22 protein-coding genes, 1 tRNA gene and 1 riboswitch are annotated in these 17,141 nt (G+C 65.6%); of the genes, 5 read left to right on the top strand and 18 right to left on the bottom strand.

The annotated features are described in order from the left end of the window. Window positions 1-4: 4 nt before the first annotated feature. From pnuC to AB8808_RS02365, 3 genes are all read right to left on the bottom strand, one after another. On the bottom strand, window positions 5-592 hold the full coding sequence (gene pnuC / locus AB8808_RS02375) for a nicotinamide riboside transporter PnuC (protein ID WP_369926429.1): 588 nt from the start codon (window positions 590-592) through the stop codon (window positions 5-7). After that, window positions 582-2,762 carry a TonB-dependent siderophore receptor gene (locus tag AB8808_RS02370; protein ID WP_369926427.1) on the bottom strand — a complete coding sequence of 727 codons (2,181 nt, stop codon included), beginning with the start codon at window positions 2,760-2,762 and terminating at the stop codon, window positions 582-584. The genes pnuC and AB8808_RS02370 overlap by 11 nt, the downstream gene beginning before the upstream one ends. Window positions 2,763-2,818: 56 nt before the next feature. Beyond that, a riboswitch (TPP riboswitch) is annotated at window positions 2,819-2,915 on the bottom strand. A gap of 3 nt (window positions 2,916-2,918) precedes the next feature. Beyond that, a complete protein-coding gene (locus tag AB8808_RS02365; protein ID WP_369926425.1) occupies window positions 2,919-4,070 on the bottom strand; it encodes a phosphotransferase enzyme family protein in 1,152 nt (383 codons plus the stop codon). A 222-nt stretch (window positions 4,071-4,292) separates the two neighbouring features. On the opposite strand from AB8808_RS02365, the gene AB8808_RS02360 reads away from it, so the two are divergent. Continuing rightward, entirely contained in the window at window positions 4,293-5,183 is an 891-nt protein-coding gene (locus AB8808_RS02360; protein ID WP_369926423.1) for an MASE1 domain-containing protein, read from the top strand. A gap of 15 nt (window positions 5,184-5,198) precedes the next feature. Here AB8808_RS02360 and AB8808_RS02355 read toward each other — a convergent pair whose 3' ends face one another. The 9 genes from AB8808_RS02355 to AB8808_RS02315 all read right to left on the bottom strand — a co-directional run bounded on the left by AB8808_RS02355 (window position 5,199) and on the right by AB8808_RS02315 (window position 9,827). Next, window positions 5,199-5,657: a hypothetical protein gene (locus tag AB8808_RS02355; protein ID WP_369926421.1), complete on the bottom strand. Its 459-nt coding sequence runs from the start codon at window positions 5,655-5,657 to the stop codon at window positions 5,199-5,201. A 134-nt stretch (window positions 5,658-5,791) separates the two neighbouring features. Further along, window positions 5,792-6,085, bottom strand: a complete 294-nt coding sequence (locus AB8808_RS02350; protein WP_369926419.1) for a hypothetical protein — start codon at window positions 6,083-6,085, stop codon at window positions 5,792-5,794. A 2-nt stretch (window positions 6,086-6,087) separates the two neighbouring features. Then, window positions 6,088-6,414, bottom strand: a complete 327-nt coding sequence (locus AB8808_RS02345) for a hypothetical protein (RefSeq protein WP_369926418.1) — start codon at window positions 6,412-6,414, stop codon at window positions 6,088-6,090. A 10-nt stretch (window positions 6,415-6,424) separates the two neighbouring features. Next, complete coding sequence (locus tag AB8808_RS02340; protein WP_369926416.1) at window positions 6,425-6,802, bottom strand: hypothetical protein; 378 nt, start codon at window positions 6,800-6,802, stop codon at window positions 6,425-6,427. 54 nt (window positions 6,803-6,856) lie between these two features. Then, window positions 6,857-7,120 carry a hypothetical protein gene (locus tag AB8808_RS02335; protein ID WP_369926411.1) on the bottom strand — a complete coding sequence of 88 codons (264 nt, stop codon included), beginning with the start codon at window positions 7,118-7,120 and terminating at the stop codon, window positions 6,857-6,859. Between the two features lie 60 nt (window positions 7,121-7,180). Further along, window positions 7,181-7,810, bottom strand: a complete 630-nt coding sequence (locus AB8808_RS02330; RefSeq protein WP_369926409.1) for a DUF2589 domain-containing protein — start codon at window positions 7,808-7,810, stop codon at window positions 7,181-7,183. Between the two features lie 71 nt (window positions 7,811-7,881). Beyond that, on the bottom strand, window positions 7,882-8,415 hold the full coding sequence (locus AB8808_RS02325) for a DUF2589 domain-containing protein (RefSeq protein WP_369926408.1): 534 nt from the start codon (window positions 8,413-8,415) through the stop codon (window positions 7,882-7,884). Window positions 8,416-8,418: 3 nt separating this feature from the next. Further along, complete coding sequence (locus AB8808_RS02320; protein ID WP_369926406.1) at window positions 8,419-8,976, bottom strand: glycoside hydrolase family 108 protein; 558 nt, start codon at window positions 8,974-8,976, stop codon at window positions 8,419-8,421. A 116-nt stretch (window positions 8,977-9,092) separates the two neighbouring features. Then, window positions 9,093-9,827: a LuxR C-terminal-related transcriptional regulator gene (locus tag AB8808_RS02315; protein ID WP_369926405.1), complete on the bottom strand. Its 735-nt coding sequence runs from the start codon at window positions 9,825-9,827 to the stop codon at window positions 9,093-9,095. Between the two features lie 134 nt (window positions 9,828-9,961). On the opposite strand from AB8808_RS02315, the gene AB8808_RS02310 reads away from it, so the two are divergent. Continuing rightward, on the top strand, window positions 9,962-10,753 hold the full coding sequence (locus AB8808_RS02310; RefSeq protein ID WP_369926403.1) for a winged helix-turn-helix domain-containing protein: 792 nt from the start codon (window positions 9,962-9,964) through the stop codon (window positions 10,751-10,753). A 22-nt stretch (window positions 10,754-10,775) separates the two neighbouring features. Here AB8808_RS02310 and AB8808_RS02305 read toward each other — a convergent pair. The 3 genes from AB8808_RS02305 to rplM all read right to left on the bottom strand — a co-directional run bounded on the left by AB8808_RS02305 (window position 10,776) and on the right by rplM (window position 11,734). Next, window positions 10,776-10,849: transfer RNA gene (locus AB8808_RS02305), tRNA-Gln, on the bottom strand. Window positions 10,850-10,903: 54 nt separating this feature from the next. Beyond that, window positions 10,904-11,296, bottom strand: coding sequence for a 30S ribosomal protein S9 (gene rpsI, locus AB8808_RS02300; protein ID WP_036138010.1), 393 nt, complete (start codon window positions 11,294-11,296; stop codon window positions 10,904-10,906). A gap of 9 nt (window positions 11,297-11,305) precedes the next feature. Further along, window positions 11,306-11,734: a 50S ribosomal protein L13 gene (rplM, locus tag AB8808_RS02295; protein ID WP_369926400.1), complete on the bottom strand. Its 429-nt coding sequence runs from the start codon at window positions 11,732-11,734 to the stop codon at window positions 11,306-11,308. Window positions 11,735-12,003: 269 nt separating this feature from the next. Here rplM and coq7 point away from each other — a divergent pair, with 269 nt between their 5' ends. Then, window positions 12,004-12,645 (top strand): 2-polyprenyl-3-methyl-6-methoxy-1,4-benzoquinone monooxygenase, encoded by a 642-nt coding sequence (gene coq7, locus AB8808_RS02290; protein ID WP_369926398.1) that lies wholly within the window; start codon window positions 12,004-12,006, stop codon window positions 12,643-12,645. On the opposite strand, the gene AB8808_RS02285 is transcribed toward coq7, so the two are convergent. Both AB8808_RS02285 and AB8808_RS02280 read right to left on the bottom strand, forming a co-directional pair. Continuing rightward, a complete protein-coding gene (locus AB8808_RS02285) occupies window positions 12,642-13,328 on the bottom strand; it encodes an extensin-like domain-containing protein (RefSeq protein ID WP_369926396.1) in 687 nt (228 codons plus the stop codon). The genes coq7 and AB8808_RS02285 overlap by 4 nt on opposite strands. A gap of 40 nt (window positions 13,329-13,368) precedes the next feature. Further along, complete coding sequence (locus AB8808_RS02280) at window positions 13,369-14,241, bottom strand: aldo/keto reductase family oxidoreductase (protein WP_369926394.1); 873 nt, start codon at window positions 14,239-14,241, stop codon at window positions 13,369-13,371. Between the two features lie 138 nt (window positions 14,242-14,379). Between AB8808_RS02280 and AB8808_RS02275 the strand changes: the two genes are divergently transcribed. Beyond that, entirely contained in the window at window positions 14,380-15,264 is an 885-nt protein-coding gene (locus tag AB8808_RS02275) for a LysR family transcriptional regulator (RefSeq protein ID WP_369931318.1), read from the top strand. A gap of 47 nt (window positions 15,265-15,311) precedes the next feature. On the opposite strand, the gene speD is transcribed toward AB8808_RS02275, so the two are convergent. Further along, complete coding sequence (speD, locus tag AB8808_RS02270) at window positions 15,312-16,097, bottom strand: adenosylmethionine decarboxylase (RefSeq protein ID WP_036109987.1); 786 nt, start codon at window positions 16,095-16,097, stop codon at window positions 15,312-15,314. Between the two features lie 414 nt (window positions 16,098-16,511). On the opposite strand from speD, the gene crp reads away from it, so the two are divergent. Next, entirely contained in the window at window positions 16,512-17,126 is a 615-nt protein-coding gene (crp, locus tag AB8808_RS02265; RefSeq protein ID WP_216165444.1) for a cAMP-activated global transcriptional regulator CRP, read from the top strand. Window positions 17,127-17,141: the final 15 nt, after the last annotated feature.

Below are 17,141 nucleotides of genomic sequence, written 5' to 3'. Positions count from 1 at the left end.
CGGCTCAGGTCGCCGACGCCGGGCCGACCGCGGGCTCGCGGCGCCACGCGCGCAGACCCAGCACGGCCAGCACCACGAACGCGGCATAGAGCACCGCCGTGACGGGTAACGCCTTGTACATGTATTCGCCGACGTAGATCACGTCCACCCCGATCCACAGCCACCAGGCGGCCACGTGCCGACGCGCCTGCCACCACTGGGCGACGAGGCTGAAAGCGGTCAGCCCGGCGTCCAGCCAGGGCAGCGACGCATCCGTCCAGCGGTGCATGGCGTAGCCGAGCGCGAGCGCGGCCGCCGTGCCCACCGCCAGGTGCAACGCGGCACGGCGACTTTCCAGCGCGGCCACGCGCACATGACCGTCGTCGTCCAGGTGACGCCGCCAGCGATGCCAGCCGTAGAGGATCAACGCGGCGAAGATCACCTGCAGGAGGGTGTCCGAGTACAACTTCGCGTCGATGAAGATCCACGCGTAGGCGACCACCGACACCAGGCCCACGGGCCAACACCAGGGATGGCGTCGCGCGGTCAGCCACACGGCCACCGCGCTGACCACGGCGGCGGCCACTTCGAAGCCGGACAACTCAAAGCTCATAGGTCACCGACAGGCGCGCGAGGCGCGGCAGGCCGGGGAACAGGTAGGCATCGCCACCGGACGTGCCCGTGTCGCGCCAGTAGAACCGGTTGAAGACGTTGTCGACATTGAGCCGCCAGGTCATCGCATGGCCACCCACGGCGGTGACATACCGTAAACCGGCGTCGACCACATGGTATGCCGGCACCCGGGTGGAACCGTCGGGCGTGGCCACGTTGCTGCTGGCATACCGCCAGCCACCGAGAACGGCGAGCCCGGGCGCGAAGGGCAGGCTGTAATCGGCGTACACAGCGGTGCGCCACCGCGGCACGTTGACCACCTGGTGATCTTCATACGTGGGTGCGCCGGTGTTTTCCGCGCGCGCGCGGATGACATTGGCGCTGGCAGTGATCCGCAGGCGATCGGTGACACGGCCGGCAAGGTTCATCTCGATGCCCGTGTGGACCTCCTGCCCCTGCTGCACGAAGGTGAAGCCTTCCGCCGTGCCATCCGGGCGCGCGAACTGGTACGACTGACGGACGCGATAGAGCGCGGCCTGCAGGTCGAGCGCATCGTTCACCGCGTACTTGATGCCCGCTTCCGCCTGGCGGGAATGCAAAGGTGCCAGCGTCGTGCCGCCGTTGGAGGTCCAGTAGGGGGCCTCGCGACCCAGCGAAAGACCTTCGCCGTAGCTCAGGTAAGTGGTCAAGGGTGCGGTGGGCTGCCACAACACGGCGGCCTGCGGCAGCGTCTTGGTCTGGCGGGTCGCGCGTTCCAGGGCGCCGGCACTGTCGTAGGCTCGTTCGTCCAGCCGCACCAGGCGCGCGCCGGCCAGCATCTGCCACTGCTCACCCAGGTGCACACGATCGATGGCGAACAGCGTGCGCTGCCAGCTGGTCAGTCGGCGCACCGACGCGCCGGGCTGGTTCGGCGAGGGGTCGAACACCGGCACCGCCGGATCGTCGATGTTGGCCGTACCCACATAGTCGTAGACGTAGGGACGCTGGTCGACGGTACGCCGGAACGCCGTGGCACCCAGGTTCACCTCGTGGTCCAGCGTCCCGGTGGCAAAGCTGCCCGTGACCACACCGCGCACTTCATCGTTCTGCCGCGTGTCGTCGGGGCTGCGGAAATCGTAAACGTCGTAGTCGCCATTGGGCGCGAAGAAATAACCCGGTGTGGCGCCCGAGGCGCACGACGCGGCATAGAAACAGCCGTAGGCGAAGGCCACGTTGTCGTCGATCACCGTATGGCTGTGTCCCGCCGACACCTGTGCGTTCCAGGTGTCGCTGAACCGGTAGTTGAAGCGAAGCGAGGTGTTGCTCGAATGGATGCCGACCGGGCGCTGCCATGGCTGGTAACCGAGCAGGCGCGTGCGATGCGGGTGCGGCGGGATAGCGGTGCCGCCGAGCAACTGGTAACCGGAGGCCGAGCGCCCGCCGCTGGTCTGGTAGTCGGTATCCAGCAGCAGCGTGGCCCGGTCGCCGATCTTCCAGTCCGCGCCGATCGAGATGAAACTGCGCCGGGCATCGGTATGCTCGATGACGCCGTGGGTCTTTTCGTTGGCGGCGTTGACGCGCACGCCAAACGTGGGCGTCAACCATGTGCCCAGGTCGAGTGCCTGGTACGCGGAGCCATGCGAATCGGTGCCCAGCGTCAGCGTGTGCACCTCGGCCGGACGCTTGCTCACATAGTTGATCAGCCCACCCGGCTCGACGACGCCGGCCTCCAGACCGCCCAGGCCCTTCAGCACTTCCACGCGCTCCTTGCCTTCCAGCGCCTGCAACTGCTCCGCCGACATGATCATGCCGTTGAAGCGGAAGCCCGTGGCAAGGTCCAGCGGAAACCCGCGGATGGATACGTCCTGGTAGTAACCGGCCGGCGCGTAGTTATCGTTGATGGCGGCGTCGCCGCGGACCAGCTCGCTCAGCGAGCGCGGCTGGCGATCGTCGATCTGCGCGCGGGTGATGACGGTGATGGCCGCCGGCGTGTCGTGCAGCGTGGCACTGCCGAAGCTGCCGAACGTATCCAGCTGCGAATCCGCCGCGCGATACCCGTCCGCGGTGTTGGCGTGCACATCGACGGTGGGCAACGTACGCGCCTGCGCGGGCGGCGCGGTGTCGTCGGTCGCCCATGCCGACGGGGCGAGCGCGATCAGGGCGAGGGCAAGGCTGGTGCGGGAAAGGGTCATTGTCGTCTTCGCAGGCAGGAACGAAGCGACGGCGCACCGCGCCGCCCGCAAGGACGTCCGTGGTGCAGCAAGCTCCCTACGCCGGTACTAACCGGGTCAGGTTCCAAGGGACTCTCTCAGCCCGGCATTCGCCCGGCACCCCCGCTTCTAGAACGCCTATTGAACCACGAAAGCACGACCGGCGTGGCGCAGGGTGTGGAGCAGCGCCTGCCCTTCAGCGCTGGCGAACCAGTACGCATGACCGAGGAGGAACGTGCGGTAGGCCACGTCGGCATGGTCGCGGCGGCGGGTGACGCCCTCGAAATACTCCACTTCGGACAGCGCGAAATCGACGTGCACCACGGGCAGTACGTCGGTGAGGACACCGAGGTCGTCGTCGGTCAGTGGACGCACCGAGCGATAGCCGTCCACCAGGGCTAGCGCCAGGTCGGTGCGAGCGATGGGTCCCTGCCCCAGTTCGAGCCAGGCGATGGCATTGCGCTCGATGGCGGTGGCCAGGTCGAACAGGGCGAAGGTGCATGCGCAGAGGCCGAAGTCCAGCACGTCGGTGATCCGAGCCGCGTCGCCGGCGGCGCTCCAGCACAGGTTGGAGACGTGCCAGTCGCCGTGCGTCCACAGGGGCGCCTGGCGGGCGACGCCGGCGGCGGCTCGCGCCTGCCAGGGCTGGACGGCCGCCGCGATCTCGCTGCGCCAGTCGCGTTCGTGCAGATAGGCGGCCAGTGCCGGCCGCACCGGCAGCTGGTCCGCCAGCGTGCCCAGCGCATCCTTTGCGCCGAGGATATCCGCGCGGGCCACCAGCAGGTGCGTGCCGCGCTGGGGCGCGTCGAAGCCCTCGGCGGCAAGGTGCAGGCGGGCGAGCATGGCGCCGGCGACCCTTGCGTGCGCGATCCCGCCGATGGGCGACCACGAGAACGCCTCGCGGTAGACGTCCGTGCCGACGGCGCACCGGTGCACCTCGTAGACCCAGTCGCCCCGCTCGACGGCGGAGCGACCCGAGGCGTCGGCCAGCACCGCCGGCACGGGCATGCCCCGTTCACGCACATGCGCGGCAAAGCGGTGTTCCTCGCTCAGCGATGGGACGTCACGTACCCGCCGGTGATGCCGCTTGACGAAGACCTCGCCACCCGCCGTGGCGACCCGGGCCGCCGCGGACAGCGGACGCGGGCTGTGCCACAGGATGTTGCCCGTGGCGCCCAGCGCGGGATAGCCTGCCAATACCGACGAGACCTCGTCCGCAGCCAGGGGGGGCCAGTCCGGAACCTGCTGGTCGCCGGCCAATCCATGGGTGAAATGCGCATCGTCGGTCATGGGCTGAGTGTAGCGATGGGTGCGTTCCGCGTGCCGAATCGGCAAATTTGTCAAATTTTGCTCCATTCGATAGCGACGGCGCCGATAACCCTTCAGACTAGAACCGTGGATCGTGGAAAGTGCCGCTTCCGGCGACTTCGATCGATCCAATCGGGAGGCTGGTGGGGGGCGGATGTGAGAGTAAACAACACGGATCCGTTGGACTGGGGGCGTAGCATCGCCGTGGCGGGCGCATACGCGGCCTGCTACGAGCTCACCCGCAATGTCTCGTTCTCGCACTGGATGCTCCCGGCCGGCCTGCGCCTGGCGTGCCTTCTGCTGGTGCCCCGTCGTTTCTGGCCGGCCCTGGCGGTCGGCGAGTTCCTGCCGATCGCCGAGATGTCGGCACTGCACGCCTCCATGCTGGGCGTGATGTGGGCCGTGCTCAACTCGTTTCCTCCGATCGTCATGTGCATGCCCGCCGTGATCTGGGTGCAGCGGCGGGCGTCCCTGCTTCGCGCCGACGGCAGGATCAACATGGGCATGATCCTGGCCGCTACGCTGCTCTGTTCGCTTTCGGTGACCGCCGGCAACATCGTGGCCTACCTGACCGTGAAGCCGGGCGACGGTTCGCCCCCTCCCGATCTCACCGCCCAGATCGTGCTGGCCTGGCTGCTGGGATGCTACCTGGGTGCGCTGGCGCTGACCCCTACGATCCTCGCTCTGCGCGAGCGGCTGATCGATGCCGGACACAAGGTGAACTGGCGCGACGCGATAACCAGCCCGCTCATGCGCGACATGGTGTTGATCACCGTGCCATGCCTGGTCGGCGCCATGGTGGCCGCCTCGCTGACGGAAGGCGCCTGGCTCCAGGTGGCACGTATCGCCATGGCCGTTCCCGTCCTCGCGCTCACCCTGCGCCATGGCTGGCACGGCACGGCCATCACGGGGTTGCTGGCCAGCGCCGCCATGGCCAGTACTTCGTTCGAACTGCAGGACCCGTCGATGATCCGTGCGCAGGTGGTGATTGCCTTCGTGCTGTCGACCGCCCTGCTGTTCGGCGTGCGAGTGGCTCGCCGAATGGCGGCGAGCCACGTTCCGGCTATTCAGGGGGCGGGTTCGCGTACGGGCTGAAACCGCCCCTGATCGTTACGGGCCCTTGGACGTGCACTCCGATGCGTTCTTGCAGTCCGCCTGGGCCGCCATCAACCGTACGGTTCCATCGGCCTGCGGTGCGATGAATACCTGCACCGTCTCATCCTTGTAGACCGTCTCGCCGGATGTGCTCGCGGCGACCGGAAGCGGCTCGTCCGGCGTCGCCACGTTCGTGGCATCCGAGCCGACCGGTGTACCGAGCAGCGCATAGGGAGTGCGGGCCACGGCACCCCGTACCTTGCCCGTGGTGTCGTTGACCTGGATGTAGCGCGTGGTCCCGCGCTGGAACACGTAGACGTGGTAGTTCGGACTCAGGCTGACGTCAGTGGTGCCAGGCCAGGACTGGCCCAGGCCCGACGATGCGGCGGGCGCCTGGTTTTGTGCATGGGCGAGGCCAAGACCGAGCGTGGCGACCACGAGAGCGGCAAGGGTGGAACGGACATGGCTGTGCATGGATGACTCCTCTGGGGGATTGATGAACGCGTCGGTCGCGGGACATCCACGACCGACGCGTCCACTGTCCCTCAACGCTTCCGGTGGCCACGGGACGGCTGCCGAATACGCTCACAGCTGGAGTCTCTTCACACTCAGGGCACGGTTTCGATCTCCGTGGCGCGTGCCAGCCAACCCTTGAGAGCCCAGCGCCCGAGCAGTACCGCAGCCCCGACATTGAGCACGGCTTCGGTCGGCCACGTCATGGGATGGCTGGGTTGCATGTTGGCGAAGGCCACCCACAACGCGTTCACGTTGACCAGGGAACCGCAGCAGATGATGCCGCAGCAGATCCGTGCCCCTCTCGCCTTGGTGCTATCGGTAACCAGCCACAAGGCACTGATCGCGATCAGGCAACACGAGATGAGGTTGATGAGAATGAGTGCCACGATCACTTGTCTGCTCCCTTGAAGATGCCACCGAGAAACCGGCTAGCCGCGGCTTCGCCGTATTGATCCAGCAGCTTCTGCGCGAGGATCGTCACGTTGAGACCGAAGCAGCCGACGAGGAATGCCACGGCCGCCTTGAGATCGAGGTCGGCATCGGGCAGGTACTGCTTGTGCAGCGCAGGGGAAAGAAACACGGCAAGCATCGAGCCGCAAACCACACGGACGATGGCCCTTCCCTGCGACTTGCCGCCGTACAACGCCACGGGCATGATCGCGCCCCCCACCGCGGCCATGAGCAACCACAGACTTGCGATGCCTTCCATGCTCATCATCGTCTCCTCATGGGTCCCCGACACGTTCCAGCGTGCCGCTCCACGCCATCTCGCCACGATCGAAGCGCACGCCGATCGATCCCGTCGACAAGGACGTAAGCGTCAGCTCGCCGGGATAGAGTTGCCTGCAGAACGCACCGCCGTTCTGCGACACCTTGAAGCGATAGGTATGGACATCCGCACGCGCGTCCAGCGCGGCGGCAACGATGCGGCAGGCCGCCGGCTCGCCGAAACGCATCGATACCGAGTCGCCTTCGAACCCCGCCACTACATGCATGGTCTTGCCCTTCGCGCTGTTCGCCACGCCTGCCCATACGGTGCCGTTAGCGATTGGCGGCGCCGATGCGCCGGCATCGAAAACGAACAGACCGGCGACGATTGCCATCGCAATGCGCCCCTTGGTTGATATCGACATAGGTCGCCTCCCTCCTTTTTTGATTTACTTTTCGTCGCCGAGCCACACGGGCTTGCGCGTAAAACCGACGTGATAGCAGATCCACTGCAACACGACCTGGTGCTCGCCGATCTGCAGGATGGTGAAACTCTTTTCCAGGCCCACGATGCTCCCCTTGGGCGACTCGCTCAGACAGCGATTCAACAGCGCCCTCGCCTCTTCCACCTGGTCCTCGGTGCTCATCTGGCTCGGGTTGTTGCTGCCAACGACGATGCGCTTGACGAAGCGGACGTCGGATAGATCGAACATGCTTGCTCCTTCGCGTCTTGGACCGCGACGCGTCCCTGCGCCGCGGTCGCCACGTCACCGTCAGGCGACGGCGGCTTCCTGTTTCGGCTCGGTGGCGGGCGGAGTCAGGCTCCTGACCCGCGGCTCGCACGCGGTCTGCATGATGTCCATCACGCGTGCCAGGCCTTCAGGCATGCCCTTGTCCTCGGCTTTAACATTGAGGTGGTACTTGGCCGAGTTGTCCGACGAACGCGTATTCTGCATGTGCGAGGACACCGACCCGGCCACCTTGGCGTTCAGCGAGAAAGCACCGATCTTGAACCCCGTCTCCACGCTGAAATCGGCGTTTTTCTTCTTCTCGTTGGTTTCCGAGAAGGACGACTTCACTTCCATGTCGAACGTGATGTCCACCGTGCTCACCGCAAGGTTGGGTACCTTGACGATGGAGAGCAGCGGCACGTCCATCGATACTTCCTCCTCGCCGCTGGTGCCGTCGGGATTGACCACCGGCCGCTTGAAGCGAAACGCCGCGGTACGTGTTTCTTCCGAGGTACCGTCGGCGCTCTTCTGGAAACCCACGGTGCGGATGAAGTCCGCCGTGGCCTGCGCGAGCTTGATCTGCGCATCGCAGGCGGCGCCGAGCGGCGCACCGATGAGATCCCCCATCGGCAGGCCCTGGAATTGCTGGGCGATGTTGACCATTTCGGTCATATGAAACTCCTTTTCTGTGGTTTACGACGTGACACACGCCATGTGCATCACGGTCCGGTACGCGGGTGCAGTCACTCCTCGTACCTGAACGTCTGGAACACGCCCTGGGTCTGTGCCAGGTGGTTCATGAGGCGCGCCGTGCCCTCCGTGGGATCGGTACCCTCCACACGCATCACCACGTGCACCGAGCCGGATGTGTGCTCGCTGGAACGAATAGTGGTGTCGACATGCACGGTGGGACGCTTGCGCTCGCCACGCCGACCCCAGGCGAGCGCGTCCTTGATGGTGTCCCCTTCCGACACGGCATCCGCGGCGGCATCGGTGAGGCTGCCGATATCGACATCGAAGCTGATCTCGACATCCTTGATGCGTAGCAGGTTCGTGGACACCAGGGGAAGCAGCGGCGCGCGGTAGAGGTCTTCGTCGTCTTCTGTCGCATCCGGACGCATGGACGGCATGCGGATCACGATGCTCTTGGGCCGGTTGTCCTCGTCGAAATAGTCGCCCAGGTAGGCCATCTGCCTTTTTTCGATGCGATCCTGGGCGTCGATGACGGCACTGGCCATGGCTTCGATCAGGCCGGGTAGCGGTGTCTGCGTAGGCATCCGTCAGCCACCCCGCGCCGTGTCGGCAACCATGTCGAAGCTATCCACGCGACGCAACCAGCCCTTGAGGAAGCGCGCCAGGCCTGGCCGCAGGGTGACCAGGTTGCGGTAGTAGTCGCGACGACCTTCCTGGAAAAGCACCTGCACACGATGCGTATCCGTATTTCGCAACGCCGTCAGCGTCGCTTTTCCCACCCTGCCATCGACGTGCAGGCGTGGCTGCGCATCGAGACGATTGAGCACGCGTTGCAGTAGGCGTGCCGAGGCGGCTCCCGCGTTGACCTGGAAGTCGCACACCATGTTGGCCAGGTGCTGCGAGGCGAACTCGTCGCCACGTATTGCGTCCCAGTACAACGCCTTGTAGATCGTCGCGGCCTGCATCTCGGTGAGTCCGCGCAGCGCTTCCAGCGTGGGAGCGACGCCCAGGAGTTCACGGGCACAATGCGCGAACGTCGCCAGTGTGATGCCGCGGTTCGTGGCGCCGCCCGGATCGTGCGGGTCGTTGACGTAACCGCCTTCGTGACTGAAGAGGATGGGAGCGAATCGATGAAAATCGGCCATGATGTTTTGCTTCCTTGGCGTTGTCTGCCGTTGGGTGAACTATGCGCGACCACTCGCGTAACGCATATCGGTCGAGCACTGATTTGCAGTCGGGTGGGCGAGGGCTACGATATCGATCACATATCCAGCGCTACCAGGCCCTCACGAATGGCGTAGCGCGTCAGCCTCGCTATGCCACGCACGCCGAGCTTCTCCATCACATGATCGCGATGCGTACCGACCGTCTTCATGCTGACGTGAAGCTTTTCGGCGATCTCGCGCGTGGCGAGACCTTCGGCATATAGCCTTGCCACCTCGCGCTCGCGTGCACTGAGGCGGGTGACGCGTGCATCCGGCATGCCGCATCGCGAACGAAAACCATCCACGAGTACATGCGCGATATCGGGACTGACGTAGCAGCCGCAGCGAAGGATGCGTTCGATGGCCTCGGCAAGCACCGCGAACGAGCAGCGCTTGGCCACATAGCCGTGCACGCCCGCGTCGAACGCGGCGCGCACCGAGGATGCGTCGTCGCGGGATGAGAGACAGAGCATGCGTAGCTGTGGCCGACACGCGGCAATGCGACGCACGACGTCGATGCCGCGCGATCCTGTCGGCAGGTTGCCGAAGATGATGAGGTCGATGTCGTCGCGCATGCCGAGCCGCGCATATTCGTCGCCGTCACCGGTGCTGCCGACGATGGCGACATGCGCGTGGTTCGTCAGTAACGCGGCGACACCTTCGCGGACGACGGCCTGCTCGTCCGCGAGGATGACGTTCAGACGTCCATCCGGACCTGATCCGGCAGGAAAACGGATCGACGGGACACGCGTTGCATGGGTGACGCATGGATTCATGGACAGGGATGACATGGGGATGCTTCCGGGGGAGGAGTGACGGAGCGTGGCTGTCGTGGCCACGCCCTGTCCTTCCGGAAACCTTACGAGCCCCCCTTTTTCCCGTGCCGACCAGGAGTTAAGGCCGTTGTCACCGGCGCAACCAAGCGATGAAACCACTTAGAGACGCCACCGATGCGTTTACGCTGGGCGACTGGACGGTGCGTCCGCGCCAGGCCGTGCTGGAGCGCGGCGAGGTGCGAGCGTCGCTCGAGCCCAAGCATCTCGATGTGCTCCTGTGCCTGGTCGAGGGTGCCGGCGATGTCGTCAGCATCGACCGGTTGCTCGATCGATGCTGGCCCGGCGAATTCCACGGCGACAATCCGGTGCACAAGTCGATCGCCATGCTGCGCAAGGTACTGGGTGACGACGCCAGGGCACCACGCTACGTGGCTACCGTGCGCAAGCGCGGCTATCGCATCGTCGCGCCGATCACCGATCTCACGGACCGGCAGGCGCATCGATGCGGCAGTGCAGGTGCCGTGCAATGGCTGTTCGATGGCGCCCGCGTATGCCGCCCCATGGCGACGCGACATGCCGCACGCTGGTTGCAGAACCAGGCGTGCTTTGCGGTGACGCTGTCCTATACGCGTCCCGTTGCCACCATGCACCGCGCGCCGCCCAGGGACGAGCACCCGGAGGCCGACCGCACGGACGATTCGCGATCCACGCGCACCCGATCGGCTACGCGTGCCGCGTTGCTGCTGTGCATGAGCTCGACGATCCTCTCGTTGACCCTCTGCACGTGGCTGGCCGTCATGGATGCACGGCGTGCCATCGCTCGCGCGGACGCACTCCACCGGCGCGCCGAGGCGATCATCGCGTGCCACGATCGACGCATGGTCGAGGAACGTCCCAAGGAGGCCTGTGCCGATCCTCGGGACAAAAGAAAAGGGCCCTGATTGCTCAGGGCCCTTTCTTGTTTGGCTGGGAGACTAGGATTCGAACCTAGATAGACAGCGTCAGAGGCTGTCGTCCTACCGTTAGACGATCTCCCAATAAACCGGGTTTCGACGCGCTCTGACCTTGAAGCGTCGAACTTTGAAGCGGGATTAGCGCTTCGAGAACTGCGTGGCGCGACGAGCCTTATGGAGACCGACCTTCTTACGCTCGACTTCACGGGCGTCGCGGGTCATGAAACCGGCCTTGCGCAGCGGCGACTTCAGCGCTTCGTCGTATTCGACGAGGGCGCGGGAGATGCCGAGACGAATCGCACCGGCCTGACCCGTGATGCCACCGCCTGCTACCGTCACCATGATATCAAACTTATCGACATTTTCGGTAAGTTCGAGCGGCTGACGAACGATCATGCGCGAGGTCTCGCGACCGAAGAACTGATCAAGCGGCTTGCCGTTGACGACAATACCACCGGTGCCCTTGCGAAGGAAGACGCGGGCGGCGGAGGTCTTGCGGCGGCCGGTACCGTAATTCTGCTGGGTAGCCATGTTATTTCCTTAGATTTCCAGCGCCTGGGGCAGCTGCGCGGTATGCGGGTGCTCGGCGCCGCCGTACACCTTGAGCTTGCGGTACATGGCGCGACCCAGCGGGTTTTTCGGCAGCATGCCCTTGACGGCGATCTCGATGACTCGCTCCGGGTGCGTGGCGAGCAGATCCTTGAGACTGGTGGTCTTCAGGTTGCCGACGTAGCCGGTGAAGCGGTGGTACATCTTGTCGTCCAGCTTCGCACCGGTCACAGCCACCTTGCCGGCGTTGATCACGACGATGTAATCGCCGGTATCGACGTGCGGGGTGAACTCGGGCTTGTGCTTGCCGCGGAGGCGACGCGCGATCTCGGTCGAGAGACGACCGAGCGTCTTGTTCGTGGCATCGACCACGAACCAATCACGCTTGACGCTTTCCGGCTTGGCGGTGAACGTTTTCATTTCAAATACCTGGTTTGCCGCCTTGATGGGCGGAACACGGAATCGGTGAAAGCAAAGGCGCGAGAGAATAGCGGACTTTTCCCTCATCGCGCAAGCCCACCGTGCAGGTGAGCTTCGGGCCGACAATCATAACATGATGAACGGGCCGTTTCACAAGCCTCGGGAAGCGAAGGTACGACATGCGCGACAAGCGGCCGCAGCGACTTCACCTTTTCCCGTTACCCGCGCATTGTAACGTGAGGTGTCCCGTTTCGTCAGGAGTTTCGATCATGTCCGTTCGCACGCTCAGCCCCCTCGATCGCCTGCTGGCCGGCGTGGAGCGCGCCATGGAGGCCGTCGCGGGCTCGCCGGAAGCGGCCCGCCCCTCGCCCGGCGATACCGTGCCCGAGGCACCGATGTCGGAGATGGAGCGTCGCCACGCGGCCGGGCTGATGCGGATCAACCACGTGGGCGAGGTGTGTGCGCAGGCACTCTACGTCGGCCAGGCCGCACTGGCCCGCACCGACGAAACCCGCACACACCTGATGCATGCCGCGCGGGAGGAAACCGACCATCTGGCCTGGTGCGCCGAGCGGCTGAGCCAGCTCGACAGCCGCCCCAGCCTGCTCAACCCCGTGTGGTATGCGGGCAGTTACGCGATCGGTGTCGCCGCCGCGGCCATCGGCGATCCGATCAGCCTGGGTTTCGTGGTGGAAACGGAGCGCCAGGTGGAAGCGCACCTCGCCGAGCACCTCACGCGCCTGCCACCGCAGGACGAACGATCCCGCGCCATCCTCGCGCGCATGCAGGAAGACGAGGTGCGCCACGCCGATGCGGCGCAGGCACGCGGCGGCATCGCCCTGCCCTGGCCCCTGCCTCGACTGATGCAGGCGGCGTCCGCCGTGATGAAGACCGTGGCGTACCGTATCTAGCGGCAGCCCCCGTAGCCGCTTCCCTGCGCACGGAAGTGCGTGCGGTGGGCGGCGTTGTAATCGGGCCCGAACAACGCGCCGAAATAGCGGCAACCCTCGGCCTGCAGCCCGTGCAGGAAACGCCCTTCGCGCGCTGCGCTCCAGTCACGCTCCACGACCACGCGCCGGCCATCGGCCAGGCGGAACGCGGTGAGATCGATCGCGTCGGCGCGCGCGTGGCGACTCAACGGCTCATCGTCGCGGTGATAGATATTGCGGCACGCGTAGCTGCCCACGTGCTCGATCACGCGCACGCGAGAACCGAACGCCAACTCCGCACCCGGCTGTAGCGCGCGCCGCTCGAACAGCACCATCGCGGCGGCCAGCGGGCAGGTGAGCACGACCGGCGAAGCCAGCCGCGCCTCGCCCAGGGCGGATACGCGCACCGCGTCGCGCCAGCCGCAGCCGCTGGCTTCTTCGCGGTCGGCAAGCGGTACGACGTCGGCACCGGCATGGCGAAGGGCTGCCCGGCACATCGCCGGGTTACCTCCGAGCCGATCCAGCTTGTAGCGTAGAAACGCGTCCGGCGGCGCGGTCAGGTCCATTGGCGCCCACGGGTTGTAGCGATCCGGCGGGCGCCAGCCCCTCGTCCACACGAGGGCGAGGAGGGACAGCAGAAGGGCGAAAAGCAGCAGCGCGCGCATGCCCACCATCCTAGGCACGCACGCGTGAAGGGATGTTCCGTCAGGCCGCCTTGCCCACGGCGTCCAGTTCGCGCAGCACGTCGGCGTCCAGCGTGACATAGGCGGCAGCGAGGTTTTCGGTCAGGTGGGCGACCGATGACGTACCGGGGATCAGCAGGATGTTCGGCGACCGGTGCAGCAGCCACGCCAGGGCGACCTGCATGGGCGTCGCGCCCAGGCGTGTGGCGATGCCGTTCAGCGTATCCGACTGCAGCGGACTGAAGCCGCCCAGCGGGAAGAAGGGCACGTAGGCGATACCGGCCGCGGCCAGGTCGTCGATGAACGCGTCGTCCGCGCGCTGGGCCAGGTTGTACATGTTCTGCACGCAGACGATGTCGCACAGGCCACGCCCTTCGGCCAGCTGGGTCGGAGTGACGTTGCTCAGGCCGATGTGTCGCACCAGGCCCTGCTGTTGCAGGCCCGCCACGGTTTCCAGCATGGGCGCGATGGACCCTTCCGCGGGGCCGTGGGTGTCGAACATCACCCGGAGGTTCACCACGTCGAGCACGTCGCGACCCAGGTTGCGCAGGTTGTCGTGCACGGCGGCGGTGAGTTGCCCGGGGGAGAAAGCAGGCAGCCAGCCGCCCTTCTCGTCGCGGCGCGCGCCGATCTTGGTCACGATGACCAGGTCGTCGCGGTAGGGGTGCAGGGCCTCGCGGATCAGCTGGTTGGTGATATGCGGACCGTAGAAGTCGCTGGTGTCGATATGGTCCACGCCCTGTTCCACCGCGGCATGCAGCACGGCCAGCGCGGCATCGCGGTCCTTCGGCGGGCCGAACACCCCCGGGCCGGCCAGCTGCATCGCCCCGTAGCCCAGCCGATGGACGGAAAGGTCGCCTAGATGGAATGTGCCCGACGTCTGGATCGTGGTCATGGAGGAACTCCCGGTTGAGTGAGTGCCTAGCTTAGGCACCGACGGATAAGTCGATAAGCGAGCACAATCGGCACAGCTTGTCCCGCCTGCCGCACAATGAACCGATCGGAGATGACCATGAAAGCGGACCTCGGCGACCTGCATGCCTTCGTCACCGTCGCGACCGCCGGGGGATTTCGCGAAGGTGCACGCGTCAGCGGCGGCAGCGCCTCTGTCCTGAGCGAGGCGGTCCGCCGCCTGGAGGCCCGCCTCGGGGTCCGCCTGCTCAACCGCACCACCCGCAGCGTGGCACCGACCGAGGCCGGCCGCGGACTGCTCGATCGCCTGGCGCCGGCCCTGGCCGAGGTAGGGCAGGCGCTGGATGTCGTCAACAGCTTCCGCGATCGCCCGGCCGGAACGCTGCGCCTGAACGTTCCCATGAGCGCCTCGCGACTGGTCCTGCCCGCCCTCGTCCCGGCTTTCCTGGCGGCCTATCCGGATATCCGGCTCGAAGTCCTCACGGACGAAAGCTTCGTCGATGTGCTGGCCGCCGGCTGCGACGCCGGCATCCGCTACGACGAGCGCCTGGAGCAGGACATGATCGCCCTGCCGATCGGGCCCCGGGTCCAGCGTTTCGCCACGGCGGCCTCGCCGGCTTACCTGGATCGCCATGGACGCCCGGCGCACCCGCGGGACCTGCTGGACCACGCCTGCCTGCGCGGGCGCTTCGCCAGCGGCAACATGCCCGCCTGGGAATTCGAGAAGGACGGCGAAACGGTCTGGGTGGAGCCGACCGGCCCCCTGGTGGTCAGGGTGGGCGGGGCATCCGACCTCGCGGTGGATGCCGCTATCGCCGGCACGGGCATCGTCATGCTGTTCGAGGACTGGCTGCGGCCGCACCTGGACAGCGGCGCGCTCGAACCCGTGCTGGCACCCTGGTGGCTGTCGTTCCCGGGCCCGTTCCTCTACTACCCCGGACGACGCCTGGTACCCGCGCCTCTGCGCGCCTTCATCGACTTCATCCGGGCGACGGCACCCGCCTGACCAGGGAGCGGGCAGAAAAAACCCCGCTTTCGCGGGGTTCTCCAAGGTTACATAAGGTTGCGGCCGTGGAAGAGCTCTTCGATCTCCCGGCGCAGCAACGATTCGATGCGCTGGCGCTCCTTGAAGGAAAGATCGTCGGCCTGGGCCTCGAACAGGTAGGTGTCGAGGTCGAAGTCCTTGATGTGCATCTTGGTGTGGAAGATGTTTTCCTGGTAGACGTTCACGTCGAACATCTCGTACTTCTGACGGATGTGCTTGGCGAGGTAGTCCTGCACCGAATTGATCTTGTGGTCGATGAAGTGCTTCTTGCCCTTTACGTCGCGCGTGAAGCCACGCACGCGGTAATCGGCGATCACGATGTCCGACTCGAAGCTGTCGATCAGGTAGTTGAGCGCCTTCAACGGCGAGATGACGCCGCAGGTGGCCACGTCGATGTCCGCGCGGAACGTCGCGATACCGTTGTGCGGGTGCGTTTCCGGGTAGGTATGGACGGTGATGTGGCTCTTGTCCATGTGGGCGACGACGGCACCGGAGATGGTGTCGCGGCCCAGCTTCTCGACCACCGGCTCTTCCGAGATCAGGATGGTGACCGACGCGCCCTGCGGGTCGTAGTCCTGGCGAGCGATATTCAGGATGTTGGCACCGATGATCTCGGCCACGTCCGTGAGGATCTGGGTCAGGCGATCGGCGTCGTACTGCTCATCGATGTACTCGATGTAGTTCTGGCGCTGCTGTTCGGACACCGCGTAGCAGATGTCGTAGATGTTGAAGCTGAGCGCCTTGGTGAGGTTGTTGAAACCTTGCAGACGAAGGCGGGGGAGCGGTTTGACCACAGCGACTCTCCGAGGCCGGGAGGAACGGCCAGCAGTAGACGCGGGTTAGCAGCTAGGGTCCCCGCAGATGATGTAAGCGACGGGGCGTCATTCTGCCCGGCGCTTGTGTACGGCATAAGACAAAGGGTCCTTACGCCGAGGGGGTGAAATTATGGGGCAAGACGCTCAGGAATTGAACACGCCCGGGGTGGATCGATTTAATTTGTGGATTTTGTGCCCCGGTTGTCTGCAATAATCGCCCCGACACATGGCAAGTAGGCGACGCCTGACGGAAAACCGTCGGCATACACTCATCCGGGGCTGCCATGCCATTGCGACCCATCGGAATCAGCTGTGGCCCAACTCAAATACTTGCTTCAACAGGCTTTCGAACGTTCGCAAGCGCCGACGGGCTTTGCGCCGGACCCCATTGCGATGGGCCGCTTCCTGGACGCATGCCATCGCCGCCGCTATCCCGGCAAGACGGCGATCATCCGCCCGGGCGACCCGGCCAACACCCTCTACTACGTCGTCGAAGGCTCGCTGGCGGTCTGCACCGAGGACGAGGAAGGCCGTGAGCTGATCCTGGCCTATATCAACCGGGGGCAGTTCATCGGCGAGATGGGCCTGTTCGTCGAGCAGGCGCAGCGCGAGTCGCTGGTGCGCACCCGCACCGCCGTGGAGATGGCCGAGATCAGCTACGAGCGGCTGTTCCAGCTGCTGGAAGGCCCGCTGGCCGCCGAATGCCCCAAGCTGCTGTTCGCCATCGGTTCCCAGCTGACCCATCGCCTGCTGCGCACCTCGCGCCAGGTCAGCCGCATGGCCTTCATGGACGTGACCAACCGGGTGTCCCGCACGCTGCTGGACCTGTGCCAGGAGCCGGACGCCATGACCCACCCGGACGGCACCCAGATCCGCATTTCGCGCCAGGAGGTCAGCCGGATCGTGGGCTGCTCACGTGAAATGGTCGGCCGCGTGCTCAAGCAGCTCGAGGAAGAGCGGATGATCGACGTGGCCGGCAAGACCATCGTGGTACGCGGTACCCGATGAGCCGCCCCCGCGGCA

It is taken from the genome of Xanthomonas sp. NCPPB 2632 (assembly GCF_041228075.2).
Taxonomy (GTDB): domain Bacteria; phylum Pseudomonadota; class Gammaproteobacteria; order Xanthomonadales; family Rhodanobacteraceae; genus Luteibacter.
This window is presented reverse-complemented; position numbering and strand designations above follow the sequence as displayed.